The sequence below is a fragment of the Cellulomonas sp. HZM genome (genome assembly GCF_000708885.1).
Classification (GTDB): domain Bacteria; phylum Actinomycetota; class Actinomycetes; order Actinomycetales; family Cellulomonadaceae; genus Cellulomonas.
This window is the reverse complement of record NZ_JEOE01000008.1, coordinates 44,971-60,570: the sequence shown is the minus strand read 5'-3', so window position 1 is coordinate 60,570 and position 15,600 is coordinate 44,971. Positions and strand designations below refer to the sequence as shown.

At 72.7% G+C, this 15,600-nt stretch carries 5 protein-coding genes; all 5 read left to right on the top strand.

What is annotated here, in order from left to right; all coding sequences use genetic code 11:
- Positions 1 to 96 precede the first annotated feature (96 nt).
- From pglW to brxD, 5 genes are read left to right on the top strand one after another with little or no spacing between them, the layout of a single operon-like run.
- Entirely contained in the window at positions 97 to 4,233 is a 4,137-nt protein-coding gene (gene pglW / locus AW16_RS0106615; protein ID WP_029289175.1) for a BREX system serine/threonine kinase PglW, read from the top strand.
- Positions 4,230 to 7,868 carry a BREX-2 system adenine-specific DNA-methyltransferase PglX gene (gene pglX, locus AW16_RS0106610; RefSeq protein WP_051681728.1) on the top strand — a complete coding sequence of 1,213 codons (3,639 nt, stop codon included), beginning with the start codon at positions 4,230 to 4,232 and terminating at the stop codon, positions 7,866 to 7,868. The genes pglW and pglX overlap by 4 nt, the downstream gene beginning before the upstream one ends.
- A gap of 3 nt (positions 7,869 to 7,871) precedes the next feature.
- Positions 7,872 to 11,495, top strand: a complete 3,624-nt coding sequence (locus tag AW16_RS18595; RefSeq protein WP_051681727.1) for a hypothetical protein — start codon at positions 7,872 to 7,874, stop codon at positions 11,493 to 11,495.
- Between the two features lie 10 nt (positions 11,496 to 11,505).
- Positions 11,506 to 14,235, top strand: a complete 2,730-nt coding sequence (gene pglZ, locus AW16_RS0106600) for a BREX-2 system phosphatase PglZ (protein ID WP_051681726.1) — start codon at positions 11,506 to 11,508, stop codon at positions 14,233 to 14,235.
- 3 nt (positions 14,236 to 14,238) lie between these two features.
- Positions 14,239 to 15,579, top strand: coding sequence for a BREX system ATP-binding protein BrxD (gene brxD, locus AW16_RS0106595; RefSeq protein ID WP_029289171.1), 1,341 nt, complete (start codon positions 14,239 to 14,241; stop codon positions 15,577 to 15,579).
- Positions 15,580 to 15,600: the final 21 nt, after the last annotated feature.

Sequence of the window (15,600 nt, the reverse complement as noted above, 5' to 3'; positions counted from 1 at the left end):
TCCGGTCCGGTTCGACATCGATCGCTTCCAAGCGCCGCGACTACTGGCAGGATCGTCAAGCGCAGCACACAGAGCAGGGAGCGAGGAAGCCACCGCATGGACACGTCGTCGAGCCAGTGGCGCTCGCTCGGCGAACCCGCCGGCCCCGGTGAGGAGCAGGCGCTCGCAGCGATCCGCGCACTGTTGCCGAACGACGCCGTGACGCACGCGTGGGCCAACGTGTCGTTCGTCGACCTGCAGGGCCGCACGGCCGAGGTCGACCTGTTGCTGCTGAGCCGGGTGGGGTTCTTCCTCGTCGAGCTCAAAGGCTGGCACGGCCGGATCGTCGGCGACCAGCAGTCGTGGCGCCTGACCAGCCCCACGGGCTCCGTCCGCACCGAACGCAATCCCCTGTACGCCACGGACCTCAAGGCCAAGCGACTGCGCAGCCTGCTGAGCCAGCGGGCACCCCGGGGCAGCACGGTTCCGTGGATCGAGCCGTTGGTGGTGCTGCACGGACGCGGCTCGAGGCTGGAGCTCGCGCCGGAGCTGCAGGCCCAGGTCGTCGCGCTGGACGGTTTCGAGGTGGCAGGCCTGTCGAGCACGCTGCGCGGCGTGCTCGAGCGGCCGCCCTCGTCCGGCACGCACCGCACGCTGGTGGACGGCCCGGGCGCGACGAGGATCCGACAGCTCCTGCAGCACGCGGGTTTCGTCGCGACGCCGCGCACGCGCATGGTGGGCATCTACTCGGTGGAGTCGGCGGACGCACTCGCCGAGGGACCGGGCTGGCACGACGTGCTGGCGCAGCATCCGACGTTGAAGGACGTGCGCCGTCGCGTGCGGATCTTCACGGTCCCGCCCGGCGCGCCGCAGCAGCAGCGCGACGACGTCGCGCGCGCCGCACGCCGAGAGTTCGTCTTCACGCAGGGCATCACGCACCCGGGCATCGCGGCGCCGCTCGAGCTGGTGCCCGAGTCGGACCTGGGCCCGGCGCTGCTGTTCGAGTACGACGAGCGGGACGTCCCTCTCGACGCGTTCATGGCCGAGCACGGTCGCACGCTCGGTCTGGACGGCCGTCTGTCGCTGGTCCGCCAGCTCGCGGAGGCCCTGCGCTATGCACACCAACGCCGGCTGGTGCACCGGGCCCTGACGCCACGGCAGGTCTACGTGCGCCCGGGCCGCTCGCCCCAGGTCGTCGTCCGCGACTGGCAGACCGGGCGCCGCACGCCGACGACCACCACGGCAGCGCCGACTGCGACGTCCTTCGGCACGTCGGACGTGCGGACCGCGGTGGACACGTCGTCGTGGGTGTACCTGGCCCCCGAGCTGCACGCGGGCAGCGTCGACGCGCCCGCGATCCCGCTCGACGTCTACGGCCTGGGCGCGCTGGCCTACCTCGTCCTCACCGGCAAGGCGCCGGCGTCCTCGCTCGCCGAGCTCGAGCAGAGCCTCTCGGCGGACAAGGCCCTCGACCCGCGCCGCGCCGACCCCGACATCGCGGACTGCTTGGCTGACCTGGTGTGCGAGGCGACCGCACGCGTCGAGGCGGACCGCCTCACGGGTGTCGACGACTTCCTCGCAGGCCTCGACGCGGCGGAGGACGAGCTCACCGCACCGGCGCACGACGCTCCGGCCGACGAACGGCCCGCGGCCCCCGACCCGCTCGACGCGGCGATCGGTGACGCGATCGACGACCGGTTCATCGTGCGCGGCACCCGGGGTACCGGCTCGACGGGCACGGCGCTGCTCGTCGACGAGGTGACCGCGGACGTGACCCGCGAGGGCGTGGTCCTCAAGGTGGCCCGCGACGACTCGGCCGCCGCGCGGCTGGACGACGAAGCCGCGGTGCTGACCAAGATCGGGCGGCATCCGAACGTCGTGACGCTGCTCGACGGGCCGCTCCACGTCGGCGACCGGCGCGCGTTGCTGCTGTCCGACGCGGGCAAGCAGACCCTCGCGGGGTGGCTCGAGGCCAAGGGACGCTCGCCGCTGGACGAGCTGGAGCGGTTCGGCGGCCAGTTGCTCGACGCGGTGGCCCACCTGGACGGCCAGGGTGTGTTCCACCGGGACGTGAAGCCCGCCAACATCGGCGTGGGCCAGGACCCGAGCACGCGCCGCCCCCGCCTCGTCCTGTTCGACCTGTCGCTCGCGCGCGAGCCGCTGGAGCACGTCGGATCCGGCACGCGCGGGTACCTGGACCCGTACCTGGGCCGCACGGACGTCCCGCCTGCGGCCCGCCGACCGCGGTTCGACCGCGCCGCCGAGCTGTACGCGGTGGCCGTGACCCTCTACGAGATGGCCACGACGAACGCGCCGTGGTGGGCGGACGGGGACCTGGCGCCGGCGAGCGCGACCGACCGCGTGGTGGTCGACGAGCCGATGTTCGAGGCCGCTGTGGCCCCGGCGATGGCGGCGTTCTTCCGCCGTGCACTGGCACCGGCGGCGGGCGACCGGTTCGCCGACGCGGTGGCGATGGCGGCGGCGTGGCGGGCGGTGTTCGCCGCGCTCGACGAGCAGGCGGGCGACGACGACGACGCGACTCGCGACCAAGCGGCCGCCGCGGCGACGCTCGACACGCCGCTCGCGGCTGCGGGCCTCTCCGCGCGCGCCCTGTCGGCGCTGTCGCGCCTCGACGCGACGACCGTCGGGGAGCTGCTGCGTACCTCGCCCCTGCAGATCAACGGCCTGCCCGGGCTCGGTGAGCAGCTGCGCAAGGAGGTGCAGCGGCGCAAGCGCGAGTGGCGGGCGCGCCTGCTAGCGCAGCCCACGACGACGCAGGAGACCACCCCGCTCGCCGCGGACCGGGGTGTGGAGTCGACGCTGGCCGCGCTGGCCAAGGCCCGCGACGGCGAGCACACTCGGCTGCTGCAGGTGGTCCTGGGCCTGGACGGCGATGCGGTGTGGCCCGACGCCGCCCATGTCGCGCGCGCGACCGGTGCCACGCGCGCCGCGGTGGGCGACGCCCTGGATGCCGCGCTGGCGCGCTGGCAGAAGTCGCCGCTCGTTGCGGAGCTCCACGACGAGGTCGCCGCGGTGCTGATGGACGAGCAGCGCATCGGGACCCTGCGCGAGGTCGCCGCGGCTCTTCTGCTGCGGCACGGCTCGACCGCCGAGGGGCCCGCGCGCAACGCGCACGCGGCGGGCCTGGTGCGGGCGGTGATCGAGGCCGACGAGGCGGCGCCCGAGCCCGCCTTCGCGGTACGCCGCTCGGGAGACCTGGTGCTGCTCGCGCTGCGCCCTCACACGGCGCTGCTGGACGAGGCCGCGACCCTCCCCGAGGCCGTCGGAGCCGTGCTCGGCACGCAGGCGGTGGTCCCCGCGGCGACGGCTCGCGCGGAGCTGCGCGCCCGGCTCGGACGCCTGATGAGCGACCCGCGGGTGATCGGCGACGACCGCCTCCTACGCCTCGCGGCGGCCACCAGCGACGCGCATCTGTCGAGCCTGCACGAGCTCTACGCCGATCGGCTGACCGCGCGGCAGGCGGTCGAGATCGCCCTGCGCACCGTCACCACGCCGACGCTCAGCGAGGCGGGGATCCGCCGCCGGGTCGCGACCCGCTTCCCGGCTGCGTCGTCGCTGCCGGCACGCCCCGAGCTCGATGCGCTCGTGCAGGCCGCGCTGCCCGCGGTCCGCTGGGACGGGGCGCACTATGCGCGCCCGACGCATCGGTCGACCGCGTCGTCGACCTCGGTGCAGGCCGTGACGACGCAGTCCGCGGACGCCGTGGACCAGCACCTGCGCCGTTCCATCGCGTCGTCGTCCGCTCTCACGCTGTGCGCGCCGCCGCGGGTGCACGACGAGACGGCCGCGGCCCTGGCCGACGCCTACGGCGTGACGGTGGTGGACGTCGCCGCGGAGCTGCTGTCCGCGATGCACGCGCTCGCCGACCGCGACCACGTCGACTGGTCGGTGGTGCTCGGCACGGACGCTCGCACCGACCACCCCGACTGGCCCATGCTGTGCGGGCTGGTCGCGGAGGCGATGGGCGGACCGTGGGCACGGATCGGCGCCGACGAGCGTCCGCTCCTGCTCGTTCGGGCCGCCCCCCTGGCCCGGTACGGCCTGGCGCACCTGGTCTCGGGACTTCTGGACCAGGCGAGCCCGAGACCCGCGGCCCGCTGGCTGCTGGTGCCGCGCCGCCCGTCGCAGCGTGTGCCGGCCCTGGACGGCCGGCCGGTTCCGCTGGGCGCCGACGGCTGGATCGACGTGCCCGACGACCTGACCACCCGCACCATCACCGGAGCACTCGCGTGAGCACCACGACCGACACCCGCGCCGACCATCGCACGCTGCTCGCCGCGCTGCGCCGCCGCGTCACGCTGCTCGAGACCGACCTGCGCGAGCGGTCCGACGACCCCGAGGTCGACTGGTCCGCGAACCTGCGCCGGGAGTACGACGGCGCGGTCGAGCGCGAGCGCACCGCCCTGACGTGGGCGTCGTGGCGTGACGGCGAGGTGGCGCAGGCCGCCGTCGCCTGGGTGCTGGCCTGCACGTTCGTCCGCTTCTGCGAGGACAACCACCTGCTGGCCGGCCACCCGACGGCGGGACAGGATCCCCTCTGGATCGCCGGCCCGGGAGCCCGCACGCGTGAGGCGGTGGAGAACGAGCAGGGGCACTACGAGCGCGTCCCGACGGCCCTGTCCACCGACTGGCTGCGCCTCGCGTTCGACGCACTCGGCTCCCTGCCTGCGGGCAAGGCGCTGCTCGACCGAGACCACAACCTCGTCTACCGGATGACCGTGTCGGAGCCCGCGGCCAAGTCGCTGCTCGAGTTCTGGCGCGCGTCCGACGAGTCCGGCGCCCTGGTGCACGACTTCACCGACCCGACGCTCGACACCCGCTTCCTGGGTGACCTCTACCAGGACCTGTCCGACTACGCGAAGAAGACCTACGCGCTGCTGCAGACCCCCGAGTTCGTCGAGGAGTTCATCCTCGACCGCACGCTCACACCGGCGATCGCCGAGTTCGGTGTCGCCGACCTACGCCTCATCGACCCCACGTGCGGCTCAGGCCACTTCCTGCTCGGCGCGTTCCGCCGCATCGTCGACGAGATCGGGGCACGCGAGCCCAACACCCCGGTCCGCGTGCGCGTCGAGCGCGCTCTCAAGGCAGTGCACGGCGTCGACCTCAACCCCTTCGCAGTCGCGATCGCCCGGTTCCGACTCACGATCGCCGCCTTGCGCACCGCGGGCGACACCACCCTCACGGCCGCCCCGGAGTACCACCTGAACCTGGCGATCGGCGACTCGCTGCTGGGCGCGAGCGGGACGCAGAACACGCTCGACCTCTCCGGCGACGGCGGAGACGCGTACGAGTACGCCTCTGAAGACCTCAGGCAGTACCACGGCATCCTCACTCACGGCCGCTACCACGTGGTCGTCGGCAACCCGCCCTACATCGTGCCGAAAGACCCAGCGGCCTCCAAGGCGTACCGCGCGGCGTACCCGACGTGCCACCGTCAGTACGCACTGTCCGTGCCCTTCATGGAACTGTTCTTCCGCCTCGCCAAGCGCCAGGGCACCGACGGCGGCGCGGGCTACGTCGGTCAGATCACCGCCAACTCGTTCATGAAGCGCGAGTTCGGTAGGAAGGTCATCGAGGACTTCCTCTCGGGCCGCGACGCCGACTACCCCGTGGACCTGACGACGGTCATCGACACCTCCGGGGCTTACATCCCCGGCCATGGCACGCCAACGGTGATCCTCATCGGCCGACTTCGTTTTGCGGCGAATCACAGCACGGTTCGTGCGGCGCTGGGCGTCCGAGGTGAACCTCGACAGCCTGTTGATCCTGCTCGAGGGCTCGTGTGGGAAGAGATCGTCCAGCACGTCGATGACGCCGCTTTCTCCGGGTCGTTCATCTCGGTGAGCGAAATGGCGCGCAGCACTTTCGCCAACCACCCATGGTCACTTACGGGCGGGGAAGCCCCCGGATTGCTTGCCGCACTCGAGACCGTAGGAAGTTCGCGTCTTCACGAGCGAATTGAAAGCATTGGCCTCCTTGCCGTCACACGAGAGAACGAAGCATATCTTGTTGGAAAGGCGACGCTCAGGCGGCGCCGCGTCGATTCACGTCTCCAGTATCCCCTGGTGACAGGCATTGAGGTTCGAGACTGGCAACTCGCCGTCGAGGATTCAGCGCTCGCCACCTATAACAGCGTCGGTGTTGCAACGTCCGATATCGAAGCGAAACGCCTGCTCTGGCCGCTTCGAGAACTGCTCTGGATACGGCGAGCCCTCTCAGGGACACAAAGGGAGATCGGCCGCGAGTGGTGGGAATACTCCCAGTTGAGCAAGGTGCGATGGACCGCCTCGAGCCTGATTGTTTTCCCACTTGTCGCCACGCACAATCACTTCAGCATTTCCCGGCACACTGTGGTCGCCGTGCACTCGGCGCCGGTGATCAAGCTGCCGGAGGGGGCCAGTGAGGACGACCACCTCGCGCTGCTCGCGGTCCTCAACTCCAGCACCGCCTGCTTCTGGCTCAAGCAGGTCAGCCACAACAAGGGCTCAACTGTCGACACCAAGGGCGCCCGCCAGACGACCGTTCCGTGGGAAGATTTCTACGAGTTCACCGGCACCAAGCTTCAGCAGTTTCCCCTTCCAAAGGCCTCACTGGTCGCCGGCGGGCGAGCGCTCGACACGCTCGCTCAAGAACTGAGCGCCACCGCGCCGGGCCGCGTGCTCGAGAGCGAATCACTCTCCCTCGGAGAGACCATTTCTCGAGCTCGCACGAGCTGGAACGCGCTACGAGATCGACTGGTCTTCGAGCAGGAAGAACTCGATTGGGAGACCTACTTCCAGTACGGCCTGACAGATTCGTCGCTCACATCCGGGCAGCCGTCGGCGGCCGTCGACAGCGCTCCTCGATCGATCAAGCTCGGCGAGCGGGCGTTCGAAATCAAGCTTGCGCGTCGCGTGGCAGATGGAGCCGATGGCAGTGCCTGGTTCGAGCGGCATGGGTCGACGCCGCGCACGGACCTGCCCGAGCACTGGTCGTCGGAGTATCGCGCGCTGGTCGAGCGGCGGCTGGCCGAGATCGAGACCAACCCGCACATCCGGCTGCTGGAACGCCCGGAGTACAAGCGGCGCTGGGCCACCACTCCGTGGGAGCAGCAGGTCACCGAGGCGCTGCGGTCGCTCGCGCTCGACCGGCTGGAGTCGGCTGACCTGTGGCGCGACGGCCGGGGCGCCGCCACGCTGTCGGTTGCGCAGCTCGCGGACCGGGTGCGCGACGACGAGGTGCTGGCACAGGCGCTCGCGCTGCTCGCGGGCTCGGCGCAGCATGACGCGGTCGCCACGCTCACCGCGCTCCTCAAGGACGAGGCCGTGCCGTTCGCGGCGGCGCTGCGCCTCAAGGACTCGGCCATGAGCAAGTTCCGCGACTGGCAGCACGTGTGGGCGCTGCAGCGTCGCGAGGACGCGGGTGAGTCCGTGACGATCCCGGTGCCGCCCAAGTACGCGCCCGCGGATTTCCGCTCCACGGCAGCCTGGCGTGCGCGCGGCAAGCTCGACGTGCCCAAGGAGCGGTTCATCGCCTATCCGGGTCTCACGCGCGCGGGCGACCCGTCGCCCGTGGTCGGCTGGGCGGGCTGGGACCACGCCGACCAGGCGCTCGCGCTCGCGCGGGCGCTCGGGGACGCGCAGGCGCAGGGTGCGTCGTCGGACTTCGTCGTACCACTGCTCGCCGGGCTTGCGGAGCTCGAACCGTGGCTGCACCAGTGGCACGCCGACTTCGACCCCGCCCGCGGCGGCAGCCCCGCGCAGTCCATCACCGCGCTTCTGGACCACACCCTGGCGACCCTCGGGCTGACTCGCCTCGACCTCGAGGCGTGGCGCCCGCAGGCCGCCGCGCGCAGTCGTCGTCCCCGCACCACCCCGGAGGCCTGAGAGATGCCCACCCTGCTGCGCGACGTCTTCGACATCCCGGAGAAGGTCGACGCCTCCGACTTCGTGCTCCAGCTGGTCAAGGGCGTGGAGGCGAGCGACCGCACGCTGCGCGAGTACGTCGTCACGCCGGCGCTGGCGAAGGCGTTCGACGACGCGCTCGGTCTGGTCGAGCGCACCCTCGCGGGCGGGACGTCCAAGGGTGCGTTCGTGCACGGCTCCTTCGGATCCGGCAAGAGCCACTTCATGGCGGTGCTGCACCTGCTCCTCTCTGGCAACACCGCGGCCCGCGCGCTGGCGGGCCTGCAGGCCGTCGTCTCCGAGCGCAGCCGCGCGCTGAACGCGAAGCTGCTCACGCTCGACTACCACCTGCTCGGCAAGGAGAGCTTCGAGTCGGCCCTGTTCGACGGGTACCTCAGCACCGTTGCGCGGCTCCACCCCGAGGCGACGCCGCCCGTGCTCCACCAGACCGACAAGCTGCTCGCCGACGCCGCGAACCTGCGCACCGTCATGGGCGACGAGGCCTTCCTCGCCGGGCTCGGCGTCGGCACGGCAGCGTCGAGCGGATGGGGCACGCGCGCCTCGTCGTGGAACCCCGAGACGTACGAGGCGGCCGCCGCCGCGCCCGTCGGCGACGCGCACCGCAACGCGCTCGTCACCGCGCTCACCGCGACCTACTTCACGGGGTACACGTCGGCGGGGCAGTGGCTCGAGACGGCCGACGGCCTGCAGGCCATGACCGCACACGCCAAGTCGCTCGGTTACGACGGGATCGTGCTGTTCCTCGACGAGCTGGTGCTCTGGCTCGCGCAGCACCTGGGCGACTCGACGTTCATCCAGCGCGAGGCCTCCAAGGTCGCCCGCCTCGTCGAGGCCGGCAACCTGCCGCTGCCGATCGTCTCCTTCGTCGCCCGTCAGCGAGACCTCAAGGACTTCCTGGGCGGCACCATGCCCGGCGCCGAGCAGGAGGCCGTCGGCGACTCGTTCCGCTGGTGGGAGGAGCGGTTCGAGCGCATCGAGCTCGCCGCCGCGGACCTGCCGCAGATCGTGCACCGTCGTCTGCTGATGCCCACCTCCGCATCGGGCGCCGACGAGGTGCGTCGTGCGGTCGCGCGCGTCCAGGGCGACGCCGCGGCGTGGACCTACCTGCTCACGGACATGAACGGGTCGGACGGCGACGACTTCGCGCTGACCTATCCGTTCTCGCCGGCGCTCGTCGATGCCATGGTCGCCCTCTCCGCGCTCATGCAGCGCGAGCGCACCGCCCTGCGTCTCATGGGCGAGCTGCTGTCCGCGGGGCGTGACGAGCTGACCGTCGATGACGTCATCCCCGTAGGCGACCTGTTCGACGTCGCCGTGCTCGGCGGCGTCGAACCGCTCACGGCGGACATGAAGAAGCTCTTCGCCAATGCCGCACAGTTCTACGAGGCGAAGATGCGGCCGTTCCTCCTCGCGTCCCACGGCCTCACGCCCGAGCAGGTCGAGACGCTTCCGCGGTCGCATCCGTTCGTCACCGAGGACCGACTCGTCAAGACGCTCCTGCTCGCGGCCCTCGCGGGAGGAGCACCGTCCCTGCGCAACCTCACGTTCGCCAAGCTCGCGGCCCTCAACTACGGCACCGTGATGTCCTTCGTGCCCGGCCAGGAGGCCATGGCCGTCAAGGGCCTGGTGACCAGGTGGGCCGCCGAGTTCGGCGAGGTGCACGTGGGCGACGGAGAGAACCCGGTCGTCTCGCTGACCCTCACCGGCGTCGACTACGACACCCTCATCGAGGCCGTGCAGCACGAGGACCGCACCGAGGCCCGCCGCGACATGCTGCGTCGCACGCTCATGGCCGAGCTCGAGGTGCGCCAGGAACCCGGCCTCGAGACCGCCTGGAGCACCACGGTGCTGTGGCGCGGCAGCCGCCGGCCCGTCGACGTCGTGTTCGGCAACGTGCGCGACTCCGCCGAGCTGTCCGACCAGGCCCTGCGGGCCGCGGCGGGCCGCTGGAAGGTGGTGATCGACTTCCCGTTCGACTCCGGCGACCACTCCGCGATCGAGGACGTCAACCGCGTGCAAGGGCTGCTGGCCGACGGCGAGCAGAGCGCGACCCTCGTCTGGCTGCCGCACTTCCTGTCCGCCCCGCGCATGGACGACGTCGGGCGCCTGGTGCTGCTCGAGTACCTGCTCATGGGCGACCGGTTCGACCTCAACGCCGCGCGCCTGTCCCCCGGCGACCGCGAGCCCGCGCGCCAGCAGCTGGACAACCAGCGCCGCAACCTGCGCGCCCGTCTGGCCGACGTGCTCAAGCAGGCCTACGGCGTGGCGCCCGCGACCACCGAGAACGTCGACGTGCACATCGCGCAGAGCCAGGTCTACTCGACGCTGCTCCCCGGCGTCGCCATCGCCCCGCCCGTCGCCGCGACCCTGCGCCAGGCGCTCGACGGCGCACTCCGGCAGGGGCTCGACGCGCAGTACCCGCAGCACCCGCAGCTCGAGTCCCCGGACGCCGAGATCAAGACTGCCGACCTCCGCACGGTTCTCGAGCTCGCTCGCGCGGCCGTCGATGCCGGCGGCAGGCTGGACGGCATCGAGCGCACGCGTGCGGCCGTGCTCCGGCGCGTGGCGAACCCGTTGGGTTGCGGCGTGGCACGGGAGACCGTCTACGCGCTCGGCCCGGACACGTTCCGGTGGCTCGCCGACTTCACGCGATGGAACGCCGATGCCGACGCCGGCGGCGTGCTGGTGCGCGACCTGCGCGTACGGCTCCAGCCGTACGGGCTGGTCGACGAGGTGGCGGACCTGCTCATCGCGGTCTGGGCTGCGCTCGAAGACCGCGAGTGGATGCGCGGCGGCGTGCCCGTGCCTGCACCCGGTATCGGACAGCTCTCCGGGGACATCACCCTGCGACCGGCGCGGCTGCCCGACGCCGACGAGTGGCAGCGCGCCCGGACGGCCGCGCAGGCGCTGTTCGGCGTCCCCGGGGCACCCCGCCGGTCCGCCGCGGGCGTCACCACGATGGCACGCGGGGTGCGCGACGCCGTTGGCCGACTGCGGACCCCTGCGAGCGATCTCGTCTCCGCGTTGCGCGCGCAATCGCCCCTGCTCGGGCTCGACGAGACGAGCCCGCGGCTCGCGACGGCACTGGACGGCAACGGCCTGCTGGCCCGGCTCGCGGCGGAGCGCGAGGACACCGTGCTGCTCCAGGTCCTCGCGTCGTTCGACCTCCCCGCCGAGCCGCAGGCCCTCGCGAAGTCCCTGTCGAGCGCGGCGGCGGTGAGCGACGCGCTGCGCGCGGCCGACTGGGAGATGCTGACCCGCGCGCTGGGCGTGCCGGGCGGGGAGTCGATCGCGGCAACGCTCGCCTCGGCCGCCGCGAACGAGGAGCTGCATGCGCCGTTGGCACCCGCGCTCAGCGCGGCCGGGCGAGCGGCACGCGACCTGCTGCTGCCGCCGGCGGTCCCGGCGCCGACGCCAGGGCCTGCGGACGACGAGACGACACCGACACCTCCGACCGACGTCGACTCGATCGTGCTCGACTTCGAGCACGGCGGGACCATCGAGCAGGCGATCGACAAGATCCGGTCCGCGGGGCAGACGGCCCGCGCCAGCGGGCGCAAGCTCGTCGTCACCTGGACGTACCAGTGAGGGCCGCCGTATGAGCGACCGGGTCCCCCAGGCGTCGCCGGCCCTGGTGCGCGAGCGCGCCGGCCGCCTCGTCGCGCACGACAGCGCGCGAGTGCTGGTGCTGCGCGCGCGCCCGTCGTGGTCCGGCGACGCCCGCCTGACGGTCGGCTCCGCCACGGTGCGCGTCCGCCCGGCCCCGTCACAGCTCGCCGCGCTCGACGAGCTCGCGGCGTTCGAGGCCGGTGACGACGGCTACCTGGTGCTGCTCACCGACCGCAGCGAGCACGACCTCGGCGACGCCGTGCTCGTGCGCGCCGACCGGCAGCGCATCGAGCCGATCGACGAGTGGGGTGCCGTCGCCGGCCTGTTCCAGGCGCAGCGGCTGGACCCGGCGCTCTCGTCGTACGGAGTGTGGGCCGCCGCCGCGCTGCTCGACCGCCTTCCCCCCGGCGGGTGGCCCGCTGCGCCCGCGGGCGTCGTGACCGCGGACCACGCACTCGGCAACCTGCTCGCCGAGGTGCTGGACGTGCCGCTCCCGGCCTCGCTGGACGACGTGACCCTGCTGGCCGCGCTCGACGTGCCCGCCGCGCGCGCGTCTTGGCGTGCGCTCGCCCTGCAGGCACGCACGGGGCTGACCCGATGGGCTGGTGACGCGCTCGGGCCGACGGCCACGCTGGCGCTCACCGCGGCGGCGCAGCACACGGTGTCCGTCGTCGCGATCGGCCTGGCGCTCGACGTGCTGTGGCCGCTGGGCGGCGCCGCCACGGCGGAGGCCCAGCTCGAGGCGCGCGGGCGGGTGGCGACCGCACACTTCGGCGGCGGCTCGCTCTCGCCCACCCAGGCGCGCGCGTTCGCGGGAGCGGCTCGGACCCTCGCACTGCGGTCCGCCGCGGGCGACGATCCTTCGCTCCCGTCGGTGTACGCCCAGGCCACCGCGCTGCTGGAGCGCGACCTGGCCTGGCCGGACGGCGTCACACGCTCCGACGTGCTGCCCGGCGGCCTGACCGCGCGCCTGCACGCCCTGGCTGCGCTGCTCGACGACACCGACGCGGTCGCGCTGGCCGAGCGGCTGCCACGCATCGAGGGCGCACTGCGCGACGTGCTCGCCCACGAGGGTGCCGACGCGCGGTACTCCGAGGTCGCCGCCGCTCGGATGGCCGTCCGCGTCACGCGTCGCCTGGCAGCACAGCCCGGCCTCGACCTGCCCACCCACCTCGGCGCCGCTCTGCACGAGTACGTCGAGGACGGCGCATGGCTCGACCGGGCCGCTGCCGTTCTGTGGGACGGCTCGGGCGACGAGCTGGTCGCCGCGGCCTACCGGTCGCTGCTCACGGCGGTCCGCCGCGACCGAGCGGCCTACGACCAGCACGCGGCCGGGTTGCTCGCCCAGGAGACCGCCGCCGGGCGTGCCCCCGACGGAGCCGTGCTGATCGAGCACGTGCTGCGTGACGTCGTCGCCCCCCTGGCATCCGCGCGTCCGCTCGTCGTCCTGCTGGACGGCATGTCGGTCCCCGTCGCACTCGAGATCGTCGAGGCGGCCGTCACCGACGGCTGGGTCGAGCTGGTGCGAGGCGGAGGGCGCACCCCCGTGCTCGCCGCGCTCCCGACTCTCACCCGCTGGTCGCGCACCGCATTCTTCACCGGCACTCCTGCAGCCGGCAGCCAGGCAACCGAGTCGGCCGCCGTCCGCGAGCGAGGTGGCCTGCTGTTCCACAAGGACGACCTCCGCTCCGAGGGCGGTGCGACGCTCGCGGCGGCCCTCCGCGCGGCGATCGACGACCCCGACCGCGGGCTCGTCGCCGTGGTGCTCAACACCATCGACGACGCGCTCGACAAGCAGGACCCCGGCGGCACGCGCTGGTCTGTCGACGACGTGCAGCACCTGCGCGCGCTGCTGAACGCCGCCGCACTGGCCGGCCGCGCCGTCGTCCTGGTGTCAGACCACGGCCATGTCGTCGACCGCGGGAGCGAGGCCCGGTCCTACCCGGGCGCGTCGACCCGCTGGCGTCCGGCGCAAGGGGCGGCGCCCACCGAGGACGAGGTGCTGGTCACCGGCCCGCGCGTGCTCGACGGCGCAGCGATCCTGCCGTGGCGCGAGGACGTGCGGTACGGCACCCGGCACTCCGGGTACCACGGCGGTGCGAGCCTCGCGGAGCTCACCGTGCCGCTCGTGGTCCTGACCCGGCCGTCGGCCACCGTGCCCGCCGGCTGGCAGTTCGCCTCGCCGCAGGCACCGGTGTGGTGGAACGAGGCGCGGCTCGCGGAACCTGCACCGACGACGCGCCGCGCGAAGAGGCTGCTCGCGGGCGTCGTCGCCGACGTGGTGCCCGAGCCCGAGCCCGCTCCGCCGGCCGCGCCCGCGCGTCGTCGCCCCGAGGCGCCCGGCCAGGGCACGCTCGGCTTCGACGTCGTCCCGCCCTCCGCTCCGACCCCGGCAGATCCGGTCGGTGCCCTGGTCTCGGCGTTCGAGGCGAGCGAGGTCGCTGCCGGGCAGCGACGCCGGGCAGGACGCCGCGCGCTCGACCCGGCCCTGACATCAGCCGCACTGCGCGTGCTCCTGGCCGGCGACGGGCGTGCGCACCGGGACACCGTCGCGAGCGCGCTCGGCGTCTCGGAGCAGTCCTTCGCCTCGACGTTCTCAGCGCTCACGCGACTGCTCAACGTCGAGGGCTACCCCGTGGTGTCGATGGACACCGACGACGTCACCGTGCGTCTGGACGAGACGTTGCTGCGCGAGCAGTTCGACCTGGGACGGGGCTGACGGATGACCGAGGTGAGTGCTCGCCGGCGCCGTGACGTGATCGACGCGTTGCGGCGCGGCACCGTGCCGCAGCACGGGCTCGACGTCATGGCCGTCGGCCTGACGCGGTTCGAGTCCGCGATCGACGGCGAGCTCGACGCCGTGGCGTCCGGGAGCGCCGGGTTCAAGGCCGTGCGCGGTGAGTACGGGTCCGGCAAGACGTTCATGGCCCGCTGGCTCGTCGAACGGGCCAAACGCCTCGGCTTCGCTGCCAGCGAGGTGCAGATCTCCGAGACCGAGACACCGCTGCACCGGCTGGAGACCGTCTACCGCCGGATCGTCGAGAACCTCTCGACCGCGGAGGCGCCCCCGAGCGCGTTCCGCGACGTGGTGGACGGCTGGTTCCACGTGCTCGAGGGCGATGCGGTGGACGCGGGTGCCGATCGCACCGACGACGCTGCCGTGCAGCGCGCCGCAGCCGCCCTGCTGGACCGGCGGCTGGAGACCGTCAGTCGCTCCGCGCCCGCGTTCGCGACCGCGCTGCGGGGCTACCGCCGAGCCACGTTGCTGGGCGAGACCGACCAGGCCGAGGGACTGCTTGCGTGGCTCGGGGGTCAGCCGCACGTCGCCGCCGGCGTTCGTCGCAGCGCGGGTGTGCGCGGCGACCTCGACCACTTCGGGGCCTTCGGCTTCCTGCAGGGGCTGCTGACGGTCCTGCGAGACTCCGACTACCGGGGCCTCGTCGTGGTGCTCGACGAGGTGGAGACGCTGCAGCGCGTGCGCGGGGACGTGCGCGAGAAGTCGCTCAACGCGTTGCGCCAGCTCCTGGACGAGATCGACTCCGGCCGCTTCCCCGGGCTCTACCTCGTCATCACCGGCACGCCCGCGTTCTACGACGGCCAGCAGGGCATGCAGCGCCTACCGCCCCTCGCGCAACGGCTGGCGGTCGACTTCACCACCGACGCCCGGTTCGACAACCCGCGCGCACCGCAGATCCGGCTGCCCGGGTTCTCGCTGGCGTCGCTCGAGGAGCTCGGAGGGCGCGTGCGCGACATCTACGCGGCGGGCGCGGCTGACCCAGAGCACGTGCATACGGTCGTGTCCGACGACTACGTGGCGGACCTCGCCCGAGCCGTGAGCGGCAAGCTCGGCGACAAGGTGGGCGTGGCACCCCGACTGTTCCTCAAGAAGCTCGTGGCGGATGTGCTGGACCGGGTCGACCAGTTCCCCGACTTCGATCCTCGCCGGGACTACGCGCTCACGTTGGGAGCAGCCGAGCTCACGGAGTCGGAGCGAGAAGCGGCGCATCTTGGCGACCTGCGGGCCAGCGCGGCGTCTGTGGACGACATCGAGCTGGAGTTCTAGGGCAAGTTTTCCGCTCCAAAC

Coding starts and splice junctions, on each gene's coding strand:
- pglW (WP_029289175.1), top strand. CDS start 97: ATGGACACGTCGTCGAGCCAGTGGCGCTCGCTCGGCGAACCCGCCGGC.
- AW16_RS18595 (WP_051681727.1), top strand. CDS start 7,872: ATGCCCACCCTGCTGCGCGACGTCTTCGACATCCCGGAGAAGGTCGAC.
- pglZ (WP_051681726.1), top strand. CDS start 11,506: ATGAGCGACCGGGTCCCCCAGGCGTCGCCGGCCCTGGTGCGCGAGCGC.
- brxD (WP_029289171.1), top strand. CDS start 14,239: ATGACCGAGGTGAGTGCTCGCCGGCGCCGTGACGTGATCGACGCGTTG.